The organism is Pseudomonas protegens (genome assembly GCF_013407925.2).
Classification (GTDB): Bacteria; Pseudomonadota; Gammaproteobacteria; order Pseudomonadales; family Pseudomonadaceae; genus Aquipseudomonas; species Aquipseudomonas fluorescens_AP.
In genome coordinates, this window is the sequence record NZ_CP060201.1 from 3816946 (window position 1) to 3834012 (window position 17067).

General features: G+C 64.5%; 13 protein-coding genes. 4 read left to right on the plus strand and 9 right to left on the minus strand.

Translation table 11 applies throughout. From position 1 onward, the window contains the following. Window positions 1-100: 100 nt before the first annotated feature. The gene (locus tag GGI48_RS17710) at window positions 101-772 is read right to left on the minus strand and encodes a polysaccharide lyase family 7 protein (protein ID WP_016966372.1); all 672 of its coding nucleotides are present in this window, start codon (window positions 770-772) and stop codon (window positions 101-103) included. A gap of 315 nt (window positions 773-1087) precedes the next feature. On the opposite strand from GGI48_RS17710, the gene GGI48_RS17715 reads away from it, so the two are divergent. From GGI48_RS17715 to GGI48_RS17725, 3 genes are read left to right on the plus strand one after another with little or no spacing between them, the layout of a single operon-like run. Then, complete coding sequence (locus tag GGI48_RS17715; protein WP_179599391.1) at window positions 1088-3211, plus strand: bifunctional diguanylate cyclase/phosphodiesterase; 2124 nt, start codon at window positions 1088-1090, stop codon at window positions 3209-3211. Between the two features lie 43 nt (window positions 3212-3254). Then, window positions 3255-3767, plus strand: coding sequence for a M48 family metallopeptidase (locus GGI48_RS17720; RefSeq protein ID WP_016966370.1), 513 nt, complete (start codon window positions 3255-3257; stop codon window positions 3765-3767). 23 nt (window positions 3768-3790) lie between these two features. After that, window positions 3791-4087, plus strand: a complete 297-nt coding sequence (locus GGI48_RS17725; protein WP_011063952.1) for a helix-turn-helix domain-containing protein — start codon at window positions 3791-3793, stop codon at window positions 4085-4087. A 3-nt stretch (window positions 4088-4090) separates the two neighbouring features. On the opposite strand, the gene GGI48_RS17730 is transcribed toward GGI48_RS17725, so the two are convergent. Further along, a complete protein-coding gene (locus GGI48_RS17730) occupies window positions 4091-4543 on the minus strand; it encodes a GNAT family N-acetyltransferase (RefSeq protein WP_016966369.1) in 453 nt (150 codons plus the stop codon). A gap of 277 nt (window positions 4544-4820) precedes the next feature. Between GGI48_RS17730 and GGI48_RS17735 the strand changes: the two genes are divergently transcribed. Further along, a complete protein-coding gene (locus GGI48_RS17735; RefSeq protein ID WP_047306453.1) occupies window positions 4821-5558 on the plus strand; it encodes a substrate-binding periplasmic protein in 738 nt (245 codons plus the stop codon). A 96-nt stretch (window positions 5559-5654) separates the two neighbouring features. Here GGI48_RS17735 and yccS read toward each other — a convergent pair whose 3' ends face one another. The 7 genes from yccS to betA all read right to left on the minus strand — a co-directional run bounded on the left by yccS (window position 5655) and on the right by betA (window position 16982). After that, a complete protein-coding gene (gene yccS / locus GGI48_RS17740; protein WP_103740368.1) occupies window positions 5655-7847 on the minus strand; it encodes a YccS family putative transporter in 2193 nt (730 codons plus the stop codon). Between the two features lie 229 nt (window positions 7848-8076). Then, on the minus strand, window positions 8077-9255 hold the full coding sequence (locus tag GGI48_RS17745; RefSeq protein ID WP_179599393.1) for an NAD(P)/FAD-dependent oxidoreductase: 1179 nt from the start codon (window positions 9253-9255) through the stop codon (window positions 8077-8079). Between the two features lie 39 nt (window positions 9256-9294). After that, on the minus strand, window positions 9295-10632 hold the full coding sequence (gene dbpA / locus GGI48_RS17750) for an ATP-dependent RNA helicase DbpA (RefSeq protein ID WP_233172385.1): 1338 nt from the start codon (window positions 10630-10632) through the stop codon (window positions 9295-9297). A gap of 145 nt (window positions 10633-10777) precedes the next feature. Then, window positions 10778-12208 (minus strand): multidrug transporter subunit MdtD, encoded by a 1431-nt coding sequence (gene mdtD / locus GGI48_RS17755; RefSeq protein ID WP_179599395.1) that lies wholly within the window; start codon window positions 12206-12208, stop codon window positions 10778-10780. A 74-nt stretch (window positions 12209-12282) separates the two neighbouring features. Further along, window positions 12283-13620: a TldD/PmbA family protein gene (locus tag GGI48_RS17760; protein WP_179599397.1), complete on the minus strand. Its 1338-nt coding sequence runs from the start codon at window positions 13618-13620 to the stop codon at window positions 12283-12285. Continuing rightward, a complete protein-coding gene (locus tag GGI48_RS17765; RefSeq protein ID WP_103740372.1) occupies window positions 13620-15062 on the minus strand; it encodes a TldD/PmbA family protein in 1443 nt (480 codons plus the stop codon). Before GGI48_RS17765 ends, GGI48_RS17760 begins: the two co-directional genes overlap by 1 nt. A 216-nt stretch (window positions 15063-15278) precedes the next feature. After that, window positions 15279-16982 carry a choline dehydrogenase gene (betA, locus tag GGI48_RS17770; protein ID WP_016966361.1) on the minus strand — a complete coding sequence of 568 codons (1704 nt, stop codon included), beginning with the start codon at window positions 16980-16982 and terminating at the stop codon, window positions 15279-15281. Window positions 16983-17067 lie beyond the last annotated feature (85 nt).

Consider the following 17067-nt stretch of genomic DNA (forward strand, 5'->3'; position numbering starts at 1 on the left):
CGGGCTTTTTTGTGCCCGCAATTCCCGCCTCCGCAGGAGCTGGCTTGCCAGCGAACAGGGCCTTTGGGAATACGCTGGGCCGCCGTCAAGAAGGGGGTGTTTAGGTTTTGTTGTGGTCGATATCCAGCTTGGAGAAGGTCACCTTGCCGCCCTCGCTGGTGTAGCCGCTGTTGTCCTGTACATAGACCCCGGCCTTGAAATACAGCGGCTTGTCGCGCCAGCTGGCGCTCAACTGCCCATCCCATTGCTGGCCGGCGGCACTGATGCCCAGGGCGCCGCCTGGACTCAGGTGGATCAGGTAGGAAAAGTCGCGATTCATGGGCACGTTTTCGGCCAGGGTGATGACCCGGCCCTCTTCGTCGTCCGGGCGCAGGCGCACCTTGGCCACGATATTGCCGCTGCCTTTGCTGGTCTTGTACTGGTACTCCACTTTGACCAGGGGCTTGGTGCTGTTGTAGGCGTGAATCTGACCCACGACGATCTTGCCCGACGATGGCACCTGGTTCACCGCCAGGGTGGCGTACAGCAGGTTGTCGGCTTCGGGGTAGGTCCAGTTGCGCAAAGTGCCGTCGGCGTAGGTTTCGCGCAGCTCGGTGCGCGGGTAGATGGCGTTCTCGGTTTTCGAGCCGGTGACCGGTGACCAGAAGAACAGAGTGCCGCTGTCGGCGTGGAAGTACCGGTCCTTGAAGCCTTTGACCAGTGTCGGGGTGTCGATGGTCGCCGGCGGATTGCCGACGGGAACGCTGAGGTTCCAGGTTGCCAGGTCGATCATGCTGGAGATTCCGCAAGGGGTGTCTGGTGCAGGGCGCCGAAGGCTTTAGCCTGCGCTTCTTAGGCCGTCTTTATAGCGCAGAACCGCCCGCCTGGAATGTCCGTATGGCGGATAAATGACGTCAGCAAAATGTCGAAATGCCATCTTCCCCGGGTTTTATACGGCATAACTGTGACCGTTAGTCGGGTGCCGGGGCCATTGGTGAAGTGATGGCAGGGTGGCAGCTTCTGCTTTTCAGGATCCGGGTCTAGAGTGGTCCACAGATTTGTCAGGTTTTCTCGCCCGTTCAGTCTTATTACAGACAAGAGAAGCAGCATGGAATGCGTGCAACCGGAGGCCGTCGCAGGCGACTCCACTCTTCTGATCGTTGATGACTATCCTGAAAACCTCCTGAGCATGCGGGCGCTGTTGCAGCGCCAGGACTGGCGGGTGATGACCGCCGCCTCCGGACTCGAGGCCCTGGGCCTGCTGCTCGAGCATGAAGTGGATCTGGTCCTGCTGGATGTGCAGATGCCCGGCATGGATGGTTTCGAAGTGGCCCGCCTGATGCGCGGCAGCCAGCGCACGCGTTTGACCCCGATCATCTTCCTCACCGCCAACGAACAGTCCCAGGACGCGGTGATCAAGGGCTATGCCAGCGGCGCGGTGGATTACCTGTTCAAGCCGTTCGACCCGCAGATCCTCAAGCCCAAGGTCCAGGCGCTGCTGGAGCACCAGCGCAATCGTCGGGCCCTGCAGCAGCTCAGTCACGATCTGGAAGTGGCGCGGGCGTTCAACGCCTCGGTGCTGGACAACGCTGCCGAAGGCATCCTGGTGGTGGATGAGGGCGGGCTGGTGCGCTACGCCAATCCGGCGGTTTCGCGCTTGCTCAATGCCCAGGTGAAAGAGCTGGAAGGATCGCTGTTCCTCGACTACCTGCAAAAACCCCATGTTCCCGACTGGAACGAATCCGAGCTCCTGGCCTGCTATCGGCGTGGGCAGACCTATCGCCTGCATGACGCTCTGCTGCGTACCGTGCCCGGCCAGCAGCTCAGCGTGGCGCTGTCCTGTGCACCCTTGCCCAGCGAGCAGAAGGCCATGGTGGTGACCCTGCTGGACATGTCCGAAGTGCGCCACCTGCACCAGCAACTGGAGTATCAGGCGGTCACCGACCCGCTCACGGGGTTGCTCAACCGCCGCGGTTTCTATCAGACGGTGGAAAACATCCTGTTGCGCGGTGATCGTCCGGGCAAGACTCTGGTGCTGCTCTACCTGGATCTTGACGGCTTCAAGCGGGTCAATGACTCCCTGGGGCACGACGCCGGCGATCGGGTGCTGCGCTGGGTGTCCGAGCAGTTGAAGGAGTGCCTGCATTCCTTCGACATTCTCGGGCGCATGGGCGGTGATGAGTTCACCGCTCTGCTGGAGCTGAGTTTTCCCGAGCAGGCGGCAAAAATCGCCGAGAGGCTGATCGAGCGCCTGTCCATCAGCCAGCAGATCGACGGTCTGGAAGTGGTGCTGGGCGCCAGCATCGGCATCGCCATCTATCCTGACTGCGGCTCCAACCTGGACGGCTTGCTGCGTGCCGCGGACATCGCCATGTACGAAGCCAAGCGCGCGGGTCGCCAGCAATACCGCTACTACGATCACGAGATGAATGGCCGCGCACGTTCCCGGCTGATGCTCGAAGAGAGCGTGCGCAGCGCCGTGGAACGCAAGGAATTCACCCTGGTGTATCAGCCCCAGGTGGCCATCGCCGATGGCCGTTTGCGCGGCTTCGAAGCCCTGCTGCGCTGGCGTCACCCGAGTGTCGGCGATGTGCCGCCGGGGCTGTTCCTGCCGCTGCTGGAGGAGGCGCGGCTGATCAGTCGCTTGGGCAGTTGGATCTATCAACAGGGCGCCGCCCAGCGCAAGGACTGGGAGCAGGTATTCAGCCCCGACCTGGTGCTGGGCGTCAGTCTCAGCGCCACCCAGTTCGGCATGCCCAATCTGGCCAATGAACTGCGCCAGGTGCTGGTGCGCCATGGCTTGCAGCCGCGCCAGTTGGAAGTGGAGGTCACCGAGGCGGCGTTGACCCAGAACCTGGCCGAGACCCGCAAGCAGTTGCAGCAGCTGCATCAACTGGGGGTGCGAGTGGCCCTGGACGATTTCGGCTCGGGCAGTTGCTGCCTGGCCTATCTGCGCGACCTGCAACTGGACACCCTCAAGCTCGACCGGCACCTGATCGCCCGCCTGCTGACGTCGCCGCGGGACGCCGCCATCGCCCGCAGCGTGATCGACCTGTGCAAGCAGTTCGGCTTGCTGGTGATCGCCGAAGGCGTGGAAACCCACGAGCAGTACCAATGGCTCAAGGCCAACGGTTGCGAATACGTGCAAGGGTTCCTGGTGGCCCGGCCGCTGACCGCCGCCAGCGCCAGCCAGTTTGCCCAGCCCTTTGACTGGAGCGCGTTGTCGGCCTGAATTCGCTACACTGGCGCCCTTCGTACCTTGCGCTGCCCCCTCCATGACCGCACTCAAATACCTCCAGGCCTATCCCGTCGCCCTGCAACAGCAAGTGCGTCAACTGATCGTCGAAGATCGCCTGGGGGACTACCTCACAGGGCGTTATCCGCACAAGCATGCGGTGCAGAGCGACAAGGCGCTGTACAGCTACGCCCTGGAGCTGAAGCAGGAGTACCTGCGCAACGCGCCGGCCATCGACAAGGTGCTGTTCGACAACCGCCTGGACCTGACCCATCGCGCCCTTGGCCTGCACACCACGGTGTCCCGGGTGCAGGGCGGCAAGCTCAAGGCCAAGAAGGAGATCCGCATTGCCTCGCTGTTCAAGGAGGCGGCGCCGGAGTTCCTGCGGATGATCGTGGTGCACGAGTTGGCGCACTTCAAGGAATCGGAGCACAACAAGGCGTTCTACAAGCTCTGCGAGCACATGCTGCCGGGCTATCACCAACTGGAGTTCGACCTGCGGGTCTACCTGACCTGGCGCGACTTGCAAGCCAGGGCGGGGACGGCGGATTAATTCATGGCAATAGGGAGTGGGCGATGGATGTAAGCAAGACCAAGAGCAGTTTCTACCGCCGTCTGTATGTGGCGTATCTGATCGACAGCGGGCTGGCCAGCAGCGTACCGGCGCTCACCGAAGTCACGGGCATGCCCCGGCGCACCGCCCAGGACACCATCGCCGCCCTGGCGGACCTGGACATCCTCTGCGAATTCGAACAGCAAGACGGCGCCCGCAATCACGCCGGGCGCTATCGGATCCACAACTGGGGCGCCATCGACAAGGGCTGGATCGAGCCCAACCTGCGGCAGATCAAGGCCGTGCTGGGCTATCCCTGAGGCTCAGGGCCGGCGCATGCCGATGTGGGCAATACCGTCTTCCAGGTATGGCTCGCCCGCCACCACGAAACCGTAGCGGCTGTAGTAGGCCTGCAAGTGCGCCTGGGCCGAGAGGTAGATCGGGGTGTCGGGCCAATGCCGTTCGGCCTGCTTCAGCGCCTGTTCCATCAGGGTGTGGCCCAGGCCCTGGCCACGTGCTTGTTCAGCGATGAGCACGCGGCCGATGACCACGTCACCGCCTTGGGAGATGGGGTCCAGCAGGCGCAGGTAAGCCACCAGCCGGTCACCGTCCCAGGCCATCAGGTGGCAGGTGTCGCCTTCCAGGTCACGGCCGTCGACCTCTTGATAGGGGCATTTCTGTTCCACGACAAAGACTTCGGTACGCAGTTGCAGGATGGCGTACAGCTGCTCCTTGCCCAGATCGGTGTGATGCTTGCAGACCCATTCGATGGTCATTTCCAGCTCCTCTAGAAAGTGCTGCGCGAAATACTAGGTACATCGCCGGAGGATGTCTTGTCGGATATCACGGAGAAGTTGTTTCTGTGAGATGAATCAAAATGCCATTACTCGGCTAACCGACGTTTGTCTTCTTTGTGTAATCTGCTTTCGAGTCCTGTGCATTGGTTTTGATGAGCTAATGTTAGGACCTGGGGCGAGCCGTCGAGCGCGGGTCGCCCCCCTTGAGTGTGGGCTGGAACGCGCCGGGCTCAGTGCCCGCTAAGGATCTATTAGCATGCTGCGATTGCATCGAGCGTTAGCCTTGATCGGATTGCTGTTGCTGGGCCACAGCGCTTTTGCGGAGAAGTTGCGACTGGTCGCTGACGCCTGGCCTCCCTTCACCGACGCGACCCTGGTCAATGGTGGCGTGGCCACCGACATCGTCAGTACCGCACTGTCCCGCGCCGGCTATGCCAGCGAATTCGAACAAGTGCCCTGGGCCCGGGCCTTGCTGGGCATCGGCGAGGGTCGCTACGACGTGCTGGTCAATGCCTGGTACAACGAGGAGCGCACCCACCTGGGACAGTTCTCCTCGGAATACATGGTCAACCGGGTGCGCTTCATCAAGCGCAAGGACGCCGCACTGGAATACAACAACCTCAAGCAACTGCACGAGTACCCGGTGGCCGTGGTGCGCGGCTACGCCTATTCCCCGGAGTTCGACAATGACCCGGACCTGCAGAAGGTCCCGGTGCACAACTTCGCCATGGCGGTGCGCATGCTGGCGGCGGACCGGGTCAAGCTGACCCTGGAAGATGAATACGTCGCCCGTTATTACCTGGCCCGCGAGTCACCGCGAGTGCGCAACGCCGTGGAGTTCCTGCCCAAGCCGTTGAGCGAGAACAGCCTGCATATCCTGGTGAGCCTGAAGAATCCCGAGCATGCGCAGATCGTGGCGCGGTTCGACCGGGAGATCGCCGCCATGAAGGCCGACGGCAGCTACGACCGCCTGCTGCGCCAGCACGGCATGTAAACGAGCAGGAGGCTGGCTGTAGGAGCTGGCTTGCCAGCGAACGCGGCCCTGAATGCTGGGTAAGTCCTCAGGCCCCTTTCGCCGGCAAGCCGGCTCCTAGGGTTTTGCGGTGTCGCTGGTGTCTTTGATCAGGTGCGCCGCCAGGGTCCGCAATGGGCCCAGTTGACGGCAGATCAGCGCCAGTTGGGTCTGCACCAGGCGCTGGCCTTCGTCGATCTCGTCCGGCATCTGCTCCAGCTCATTGGCCAGCGCTTCCTCGGCATCACTCTGGATGGCGATCGGGGTCTTGTTGGCCAGCCCCTGGGCGATTTCGTCGATGCTCGCCGCCAGGCTGACGCCCGCGCCATTGATCAGCTGTTCGCGAACCTCGTCCGGCAGCCGGGTTTCCCGGTGCGCGCCCAAGCCCGACAGGTAGCTGAGCAGGGTGTGGGACAGCACCAGGAAGCGGAAACCCACGTCGGCCTCCTTACGGAAATGCCCCGGCTCCATGAGCATGTTGGCCAGGGTGGTGGACAGCGCCGCGTCGGCGTTGTGGGCGTTGCGCCGGGCCAGGCGGTAGGCCAGGTCGTCGCTCTTGCCGGCGGCGTACTGCTGCATGATCTGGCGCAGGTAGATGCTGTTGCAGGTCAGGGTGTTGGCCAGCACCTTGTTCAGGCGTCGGCCCTGCCAATCCGGCAGGAACAGGAACACCGCCAATCCGGCGATCAGGCTGCCCAGCAGGGTATCGAACAGCCGCGGCAGGAACAGCCCGTAACCGTCGCCCACCTGGTTGAAGCAGAACAGCACCATCAGGGTGATGGCGGCGGTGGCCAGGGTGTAGCGGGTGGTGCGGTTGGTAAAGAACACCACCCCGGCGGCAATGGCGAAACACGATTGCACCAAGGGGCTGGGGAACAGGTCGAACAGCGCCCAGGCGATGGTCAGGCCGATGGCGGTGCCGACGATCCGCTGGCCCAGCTTGCGCCGGGTGGCGCCATAGTTGGGCTGGCAGACGAACAGCGTGGTGAGGATGATCCAGTAGCCCTGGGACGGGTGGATCAAGTGCACCATGCCGTAGCCGATGCTCAGCGCCAGGGGCAGGCGCAGGGCATGGCGGAACAGCAGCGACGTCGGCGTCAGCTGGGTGCGCAGGCGGGTCCAGACATCCTTGAGGTTGCGCGGCGAGCGATCCAGCAGGCTGCTGTCGGTGGCGTCGGCCAGGGCATCGGGGTTGCTGGCGTCGCTGAGCAGGCGGTCGAGGGTGCCGAGGTTGGCCGCCAGGGCCCGCAGCGAACGCAACAGTCCGCGCCAGGCCGGGTTGCTCTGGATGCGCAAGTGCTCCAGGGAGGCATGCAGATCGCCCAGGGCTTCGGCGAAGCTGGCGTCATAGACGAAGGGCTGGCGCAACTGGATGGATTCGGCCAGGGCGCGGCAGGCCTTGCCTTGCTGGCGCAGCAGGCGCTGGCAGCGGAACAGCACGTCGCTGTGGAAGAAGGCGTCGGCCAGGGCGTTGTACGGGTAATGGGACGAGCTGGCGCGTTCGTGGATGTCCTGGGCCAGGAAGTACAGCTTCAAATAGCGGCTGACCTTCGACCCCGGCCGACCATTGCCGACCCGGTGCAGGATGATCTCCTTGGCCGCGTTGAGGGCCGCCACCACCTTGCCGTTCTGCTGGGCCAGCTCCAGGCGCCGGGCCTCCACATCCAGCTGGCGGATCGGTTCGAACAGCGACGACTTGAGCTTGAGGTAGAAACCCAGCTCGCGGAACAGCCGGGCCAGGCTCTGCTGCACCGGCTGGTTGGAAAACAGCGCCTGCCACAGCACCGAGAGCAGGCCATACCAGGCGGCGCCGGCCACCAGCAGCACCGGCTCGTGCCAGAAATCGATCACTGCGCCGCCGCGCTGATCGACGCCGATCATGGTGTAGACCGAGAGAATCAGGGTCGCCGAGGCAATGGCGCCGTAGCGTTCGCCCAGCGCCCCGAGCATGGTCAGGCCGAAGCTGGCCAGGGCCAGGGCGATGGCGAAGATCCAGGGGTAGGGGAACAGCAGCTCCACCGACAGCGCGGCGATGCTGAAGCACACCAGGGTCACGGCCAGGGCATTGAGCCGGCCTTGCCAGCTGTCGTCGGTTTCCGCCAGGGCGCTGGCGATGATGCCGAGGAACAGCGGGATCAACAGGCCCATCTCATCCTGATACCAGCACAGCGCCATGCTGCCGGTCAGGGCGATGAACACCCGCACGCTGTAGCTGAATTTATCCAGCGCCCAGAGACGGCGCAGAGACTGACGAAAAGAAGTCGATGACATGGAGTGGGACAGGCCTTCCGGGGCGATGCAGCTAAATTGAGCCAGTATTGACGACGGCGCAATGCCGCCGTCACATCTGCCAGCAAATTCTGTTGCCGTTGCCGGTCGGGCATCTGTAGCCGCTGCCGCAGGCTGCGACAGGTCCGCAGGACCTCAGCGGACTTTGGATCGCCGCGCCCCTTCGGGTCGTTCGCAGCCTGCGGCAGCGGCTACAGGGACACGCAGCGGCTCAGACGTACTGCGCCGCCGCGTAACCCGAGGCCCAGGCCCACTGGAAGTTGAAGCCCCCCAGGTGGCCAGTGACGTCCAGCACTTCACCGATGAAATACAGCCCCGGGCTCTTCAGCGATTCCAGGGTCTTGGACGACACTTCGCGAGTGTCGACCCCGCCCAGGGTCACTTCGGCGGTGCGGTAGCCCTCGGTGCCCGCCGGCACCAGCTGCCAGCTGCCGAGTTTCTGCGCCACGTCCGCCAGTTCCGCCGGGGTGTATTGCTTCATCGGCTTGGAGACGAACCAGTGCTCGGCCAGCAGCCCGGCCATCTTCTTGGTGAAGATTTCCCCCAGCAGGGTTTTCAGCTCGCTGTTGGGGCGCTCGGCCTGCTGCTGTTGCAGCCAGCCCAGGGCGTCGTGGTCCGGCAGCAGGTTGATCTCGACGGCGTCGCCGGGCTGCCAGTAGGAGGAAATCTGCAGGATCGCCGGGCCGCTGAGGCCGCGGTGGGTGAACAGGATGTTTTCGCGGAAACTCTGCCCGTTGCAGCTCACCAGGCAGTCCACCGAGGTGCCCGACAGCTCGCCGCACAGTTCCTTGAGCTGGTCGGTGATGGTGAACGGCACCAGGCCGGCGCGGGTCGGCAGCAGCTCGTGGCCGAACTGCTTGGCCACCTGATAGCCAAAACCGGTAGCGCCCAGGGTCGGAATCGACAGGCCGCCGGTGGCGATCACCAGGGACTGGCACTGCACGGCGCCCAGGGTGGTCTGCAACAGATAGCCCGACTCCAGTTTCTCGATCTGCTGGATCGAGGTGTCCAGGCGCAGTTCCACGCCCACCTGATCGCACTCGTCGAGGAGCATGCCGAGGATGTCGCTGGACTTGTTATCGCAGAACAGCTGGCCGAGTTTCTTCTCGTGGTAGGGCACGCCGTGCTTGGCCACCAGGCCGATGAAGTCCCACTGGGTGTAGCGGGCCAGGGCCGATTTGCAGAAATGCGGGTTCTGCGAGAGGAAGTTGGCCGGCTCGGTGTACATATTGGTGAAATTGCAGCGGCCGCCGCCGGACATCAGGATCTTCTTGCCGGCCTTGTTGGCGTGGTCCAGCAGCAAGACCTGGCGACCGCGGCCGGCCGCGGTCAGGGCGCACATCAGGCCGGCCGCGCCGGCGCCGATGATCACGACTTGGGTAGAACGCAAAACGGTGTCCTCGCACAAATTTGTGTAGGGGCGATGGGGTTAGAGGACGCGCACGCGCAGCGAACGGCCCTTGATCTTGCCGTTGTTCAAACGTTGCAGCGCTTGCATGACCACGGTGCGTTCAACCGCCACATACGACTGGAAGTCGAAGATCGCGATCTTGCCGACCTGGGCGCCCGGGATGCCGGCGTCGCCAGTCAGTGCACCGAGAATATCGCCCGGACGCACTTTGTCCTTGCGCCCGCCCGCGATGCACAGCGTGCTCATCGGTGGTTGCAGCGGGGCGCCGCCCTGGGACTTGAGGTTGTCGATCTGATCCCAGTTCAGCGGGGCTTTCTGCAGCTGTTCGATGGCTTGCGCGCGATGGGCTTCGGACGGTGCGACGAGGCTGACCGCGATACCTTTTTCGCCAGCGCGACCGGTACGGCCAACGCGGTGAATGTGGATTTCCGAATCGCGGGCCAGCTCGACGTTGATCACCATGTCCAGCGCATCGATGTCCAGGCCACGGGCGGCCACGTCGGTGGCGACCAGTACCGAAGTACTGCGGTTGGCGAACATCGCCAGTACCTGATCGCGGTCACGCTGTTCCAGATCGCCGTGCAGGCCGACGGCGGAAATGCCTTTGGAGGTCAGGTGATCGACGGTTTCCTGCACTTGCTGCTTGGTGAAGCAGAAAGCGACGCAGGAAGCCGGGCGGAAGTGGTGCAGGACTTTGGTCACTGCGCTCATGCGTTCTTCCGGGGAAATCTCGTAGAAACGCTGTTCGATCTGCGTGTCGTCGTGGAACGCTTCGGCTTTCACCGTCTGCGGATCACGCATGAACTTCGACGCCAGTTGCTTGATGCCCACCGGGTAGGTGGCGGAGAACAGCAGGGTCTGCCGGCGCGACGGGGTCTTTTCGATGATGTCTTCGATGGCGTCGTAGAAGCCCATGTCGAGCATGCGGTCGGCTTCGTCGAGGATCAGCGTGTTCAGGCCATCAAGCACCAGCGAACCCTTGCGCAGGTGTTGCTGGATACGCCCCGGGGTGCCAACGATGATGTGGGCGCCGTGTTCCAGTGAAGCGATCTGCGGGCCGAAGGACACGCCGCCGCACAGGGTCAGGACCTTGATGTTGTCTTCGGCACGGGCCAGGCGCCGGATTTCCTTGGCCACCTGGTCGGCCAGCTCGCGGGTCGGGCAGATCACCAGGGCCTGGCAGCCGAAGTAGCGCGGGTTGATCGGGTTCAGCAGGCCGATGCCGAAGGCCGCGGTCTTGCCGCTGCCGGTCTTGGCCTGGGCGATCAGGTCCATGCCCTTGAGGATCACCGGCAAGCTCTGCGCCTGGATCGGCGTCATCTGGGCATACCCGAGGGAGTCGAGGTTAGCCAGCATGGCGGGAGACAGGGGCAAAGTATTAAAAGCGGTGGCGATGGTGGTCACGGGACTGGCCTGCAAAACAAAATGTCGCGCAGTGTATCAGTCCCGCTCCCACAACCTGCAAATTCTGGACGAGCAACCGCGCAGGGAGGTGTGCGGCTCAATGCTCGATGTGCTGCTCTTCGACCTTGCGCGCCCTTCGGCCATCGGTGGGCGACAGCTGGAGGAAGATCGCCGCCGCCAGCATCGCCATGATGCCCACGGTGAGGAAGGTCAGCTGGAAGGCACCGAGCACGGTGTCCACGCCGTCATTGCCCACTTGCGCGGTAAAGCCCCCCAGCAGCGCACCGGCACAGGCCACCCCGAGGCTCAGGGACAGTTGCGCCACCACCGACAGCAGGCTGTTGCCGCTGCTGGCGGCGGCGTCGTCGAGGTCGATCAGGGTCACGGTGTTCATCGCCGTGAACTGCAGCGAGTTGATTGCCCCCAGCACCGCCAGCATGGCCAGCAGCAGCGGGTAGGGCGTCTGTTCGCTGACCAGGCCCATGCTCGCCAGCATCAGGCCCAGGGCCAGGGTGTTGCCGGTCAGCACGATGCGGTAGCCCAGGCGCTCGATCAGGGGGCGGGCAATGGACTTGGCCACCATGGCCGCGGCGGCCAGGGGCAGCATGCTCATCCCGGCCTGGGACGGCGAGTAGCCCAGGGCCACCTGCAGCAGCAGCGGCACCAGGAACGGCAGGGCGCCGCTGCCGAGGCGGGCGAACAGGTTGCCGAGGATGCCCACGGCAAAGGTCCGTACCTTGAACAGCGACGGGGCGAACAGCGGGTTGTCCACATGTCCGGCCCGCAGCCAGTAGGCCGCCAGGCAGGCCAGGCCGCCAAACAGCAGCAGCATCACCCGCAGGTGCGGCAGGTGCAGTTCACCCAGGCCTTCCATGGCAATGGTGATCAGCACCATCGCCGCGCCGAACAGCACAAAGCCCAGGCCGTCGAAGCGCGTGCGCTCGCTGCCCCGCAGGTCGGGAATGAAGCGCCATACCGCGTAGCAGCCCACGGCCCCCACCGGCAGGTTGATCAGGAAGATCCAGTGCCAGGTCAGGTACTGCACCATCCAGCCGCCCATGGTCGGGCCGATCAACGGCCCCAAAAGCCCCGGAATGGTAATGAAGCCCATGATCCGCACCAGCTCCGAGCGCGGGTAGGCCCGCAGCACCACCAGCCGCCCCACCGGCAGCATCAGTGCTCCGCCCAGGCCCTGGATCACCCGGGCGCCGATCAGTTGGCTCAGGGTGTTGGACAGGGCGCACAGCAGCGAACCGATGCTGAACAGCAAGATGGCGCCGAAGAAGATCTTCTTGGTGCCGAAGCGGTCGGCGATCCAGCCCGAGGCCGGGATCAGCAGGGCCACGGTGAGCATGTAGGCGATGATCACCCCCTGCATGCGCAGCGGGTCTTCCGCCAGGTCCTGGGCCATGGTCGGCAGTGCGGTGTTGAGGATGGTGCCGTCCAGGGACTGCATGAAGAAGGCGATGGCCACCACCCAGGGCAGCCAGCGGGCAGTGGTGGCGTCGAGCGGCGAGCGTTCGGGCATGGGACCTCAGTCAGGGCAGCGTTAAGTGGCCAGCCTCAGGCTGCAAGCTTGTGGCTTGCAGCTTGAGGCTGATTTCACAAGGTCAGGGTCAGGCGGCTGATCAGTGCTCCGGGCAAGTGCATCGAAGCCGTCTGGCGCTGGCCGTAGGTACTGGCGGAGAGCAGCAGTTCGCGCTGTTCGGTCAGGGCCTCCAGTTGCGAACCCAGCAGGCTGTAGACGCTGTCGTCGAAACGCATGGTGCTGACCGGGGCCTGGATCTCGCCGTTTTCCACCCAGAAGGTGGCGAAGCGGGTCATGCCGGTCAGTCGTGCCGCCGGCAGGTCCGAGTAGTTCAGGTACCACAGGTTGCTGATGTACAGGCCGGTGCCCAGTTGCTTGAGGATCTCCTGCCGGGGCAACTGGCCCGCCGCCATGCTCAGCGCGCTGGGGTACTCGCCATTGCCGGCGCCGTTGCTGCTCAGGCCGTATTCGGCGGCGCTGCGGGAGTTGATCAAGCGGTCATTGGCCGCGCCCCGGGCGATCAGCGACAGGTCGCTGCGCGGATAGCCTTCGTCGGAAAACGCCGGGCTCAGGGAGCCGCTGACCTGTTCGTCGAGTGATACCTGCGGGCTCAGGGCGGCGTCACCGGCATAGAGTTTCTGCAAGGGGCTGTGCTTGCTGGCAATCGATTGGGCCGAGAAACCGCCCCAGGCCAGCATGCCCATGATCTCCTCCAGGGCCGCCGGTGCCAGGTAGGCCCGGTACTGCCCGGGCGCCAGGGTGCGCAGCGGGCGACCGAGGAACTCCAGTTGCTGGCGGGCCTGATCGAAGCGCTGGGCAAAGGCGTCGCTGTCCCAGGCGTGTCCGGCATAGCTGGCCTTCACCGCTTCGCCGTTGGCGTGGAACAGGCTGAAGTCGAAATTGAAGCTGTTGGCCTGGTGCCAGCCGAAAGCCCCGGCGGAGCTGGCGAAGCCGCGACTGATGGGCCCGGCGGCGTAGATGCCCACCAGATCCAGGCCCGCCGCCGCGCGGCCGATCTGCGCCACCACCTGCTCGCTGCCGGGCAGTGGGTGTTCCTGTACGTGATGGGATTGCCACTGGCTGTGATTGAGCATCAGGTAGGGGTCCACCGGCAGCAGCGCCAGGGTGTCCCGCAGCTGGTGCAAGCCCTCGGCCAGGCGCTGGCGATCGACCTCGGGGTCATTGCTCAGGGTGATGTCCAGGTCGGCGTGACGCCCCTCGTCGATCAGCTTGAAACGCAGGCTGGCCTGTTGCACCTGCCCGGCCTGGCGCACCTTGGCGTGGTTGAAACGGATGAACTCCGAGGCTTCGGCCGAGTAGCTGAGGGTGAACTGCTCCGGCGCCCTGATTGCCTCCTGCAGCCATTGCACCAGGTCCTTGAACTGCTCGGCCTGATTCATCGTCCTGGTCATCAGGCGTCTCCTCCAAATACGTCAATCTTGCTGAACACGCAGGCCGGCGAAGCATGGCCCACGCGAATCACCTGGTTGGGTTCGCCCTTGCCGCAGTTGGGCGTGCCCAGGACCTGGAAGGTGCTGCGATCGCCCACCGCGCTGAGGTTGCGCCAGAACTGCGCGGAAATGCCCCGGTAGTTGGGGTTCTTGACCACGCCCTTGAGTTCGCCGTTCTCGATCAGTTGGCCCCATTCGCAGCCGAACTGGAACTTGTTGCGCGCATCGTCGATGGACCAGGAGCGGTTGGTGGACATCAGGATGCCGTGCTCGATCTGGCCGATCAGGCGTTCCAGAGGCTGGTCGCCGGGTTCGATATTGAGGTTGGCCATGCGATCGATGGGCGCGCGGTTCCAGCTGCTGGCGCGGCTGTTGGCCACGCCGTCGAGGCCGCTGCGGTATTGCGACAGGGCGCTGCCCAGCGGCCGCACCAGCAGGCCTTCGCGGATCAGGAACTGTTTGCTCGCCGCCGTGCCGTCGTCGTCATGGCCATAGCTGGCCAGCTCCTCGGGAATCTGTGGGTCGAAGGTCACGTTGAGCAGCGCCGAGCCGTATTGCAGGCGGCCGAAATCCTCCTGTTTGACGAAGCTGGTGCCGGCGTAGTTGCGCTCGTCGCCGAGAATGCGGTCCAGCTCCAGGGGGTGGCCGATGGATTCGTGGATCTGCAGCATCATCTGGTCCGGCATCAGCAGCAGGTCCCGCTGGCCTGGCGGGGTGTTCGGCGCCAGCAGCAGTTGCAGGGCCTGGTCGGCCACCCGGGGCGCGGCGCCCAGCAGGCCGCAGCGGCTGATCACATCGCCGGCGCCCTGCTGGCCGAAGTTTTCCCGGCCCAGGCTGCGGGTCTGGCTGTCGCTGCCGTCGTAGGCGGTCACGTCCAGGCCCGGGTAGACGAAGCGCTGGGCCTGGCGCAGCTCGGCGCCGGCGCTGTTGAGGTAGATCTGCTCGACCTGGGTCACGCCGATGCCCACTTGCCAGTTCACCAGGCGTTCATCCTTGGGCACCGAGGCCGACTCGTCGCCCAGCAACTGGTAGCAGTCGCTGAGGGAGGGGAAGGGCTGGTCGAGGTTGGGCGAGAAGTAGTCCCCACGCTGGCTGGACACCGGCTGCTCGCGCAGGTCCAGCAGGGCATGGGCGGCAATCACCCGGGCCTGTTGTTCGGCGCGGTCGAGGGCGGCTTGCAGGCCGCGTGGCGACAGGTCGTTGGTGGCGGCGTAGGCTTCCACGCCACGTACCCGCACGGTCAGCATCGCCCCTTCGTCACGGCCCAGGCTCGGTGGTTCGGCAATGTTCTTGCGTACCGACAGGTACTGGTTCGACTCGCGCACATAGCGCAGGGAAAAGAATTCGGCGCCCGTGCGCAAGGCAGCGAAGCGCTGCTTGAGCTGGGGGTGAAAGTCGAACATGGAGGACCTCCTTGTGAGGCGCGCGAGCGGGCTGGCGCGTTTCGCCAGCCAGCGGGCTCCTACAGGTGTAGGTGCTGATGGGCTCTGGGGCGAAGGGGATGTGCAAGTTGCAGAACTGTAGCCGCTGCCCAAGGCTGCGATCAAGGCGGTCGTTTTGCGGGGTGGGGCGGGGAAGTGAGAAAGGGCGCCGACCCTTGCGGTCGGCGCCCGTGTCGCTTACTGCGCGGTCGGGCTGACGTCGCGCAGTGGCTTGCCACGTACCGGAGCGTCGCCGGCTACGTAGTAGTCGGCCTTGCTGCGGGGCAGCGGCTGACGGCCACGGATCTTGTCGGCGATTTTCTCGGCCATCATGATCGTCGGCGCGTTGAGGTTGCCGGTGGTGATGATCGGCATGATCGAGGCATCCACCACGCGCAGGCCCTGCATGCCGTGCACGCGGCCCTGGCCGTCCACTACCGCCATGTCGTCGGTGCCCATCTTGCACGAGCAGGACGGGTGGAACGCAGTCTCGGCGTGCTCGCGGATGAACTTGTCCAGCTGCTCATCGGTTTGCACCTCGATGCCCGGGCTGATCTCGCGACCGCGGAAGGCGTCCAGGGCCGGCTGCTGCATGATTTCCCGGGTCAGGCGGATGCCGTCGCGGAATTCCTGCCAGTCCTGCTCGGTGGCCATGTAGTTGAAGAGGATGCTCGGGTGCTGGCGCGGGTCCTTGGACTTGAGCTGCACGCGGCCACGGCTCGGCGAGCGCATGGAACCCATGTGCGCCTGGAAACCGTGCTCTTTCACACCGTTGCTGCCGTTGTAGTTAATCGCCACCGGCAGGAAGTGGTACTGGATGTTCGGCCATTCGAATTCCGGACGGGTACGGATGAAACCGCCGGCTTCGAACTGGTTGCTGGCGCCGATGCCGGTGCCGTTGAACAGCCACTCGGCACCGATGGCCGGCTGGTTCCACCACAGCAGCGATGGGTACAGCGACACCGGTTGGGTGCAGGCGTACTGCAGGTACAGCTCCAGGTGGTCCTGCAGGTTTTCACCCACGCCCGGCAGGTCGTGAACCACCGGGATGTCCAGGCTTTCCAGCAGGGCGCGGGGGCCGACGCCGGAGCGTTGCAGCAGTTGCGGCGAGGCGATGGCGCCGGAGCTGACGATCACTTCCTTGCGGGCGCGGGCTTCCACGCGCTCTTCGGTGCTGCCTTGCAGGTAGCTCACGCCCACCGCGCGCTTGCCCTCAAAGAGGATCTTGTCGGTCAGGGCGTGGGTGACGATGGTCAGGGTCGAACGCTTCTTGGCGATGTCCAGGTAGCCGCGGGCGGTGCTGGAGCGACGGCCTTTGGGGGTCACGGTACGGTCCATCGGACCGAAGCCTTCCTGCTGGTAGCCGTTCAGGTCTTCGGTGCGCGGGTAACCGGCTTGTACGCCGGCTTCGACCATGGCGTGGAACAGCGGGTTGTTGCCGGCCTTGGGCGTGGTCACGCTGACCGGGCCTTCGCCACCGTGGTAGTCGTTGGGGCCGATATCACGGGTTTCCGCCTTGCGGAAATACGGCAGGCAGTCCAGGTAGGTCCAGTCTTCCAGGCCGGGCAGCTTGGCCCAGCCGTCGTAGTCCATGGCGTTGCCGCGGATGTAGCACATGCCGTTGATCAGCGACGAGCCACCCAGGCCCTTGCCGCGACCGCATTCCATGCGCCGACCGTCCATGTGTGGCTCCGGGTCGGTCTCGTAGGCCCAGTTGTAGCGCCGGCCTTGCAGAGGGAAGGCCAGAGCCGCCGGCATCTGGGTACGGAAGTCGAAACGATAGTCCGGGCCGCCGGCTTCCAGCAGCAGGACAGTGACGCCTTCGTCTTCGGTCAGACGGGTCGCCAGGGTGTTACCGGCCGAACCGGCACCCACAATGATGTAATCGTATTCTTGGGCCATTGGAGCCTCCGTGGAGAGCTGCAAGCCTCAAGCTTCAAGCTGCAGGGAAGGCAGCGAAGCGGGCTTGGCATTGAATGGGGAGCAG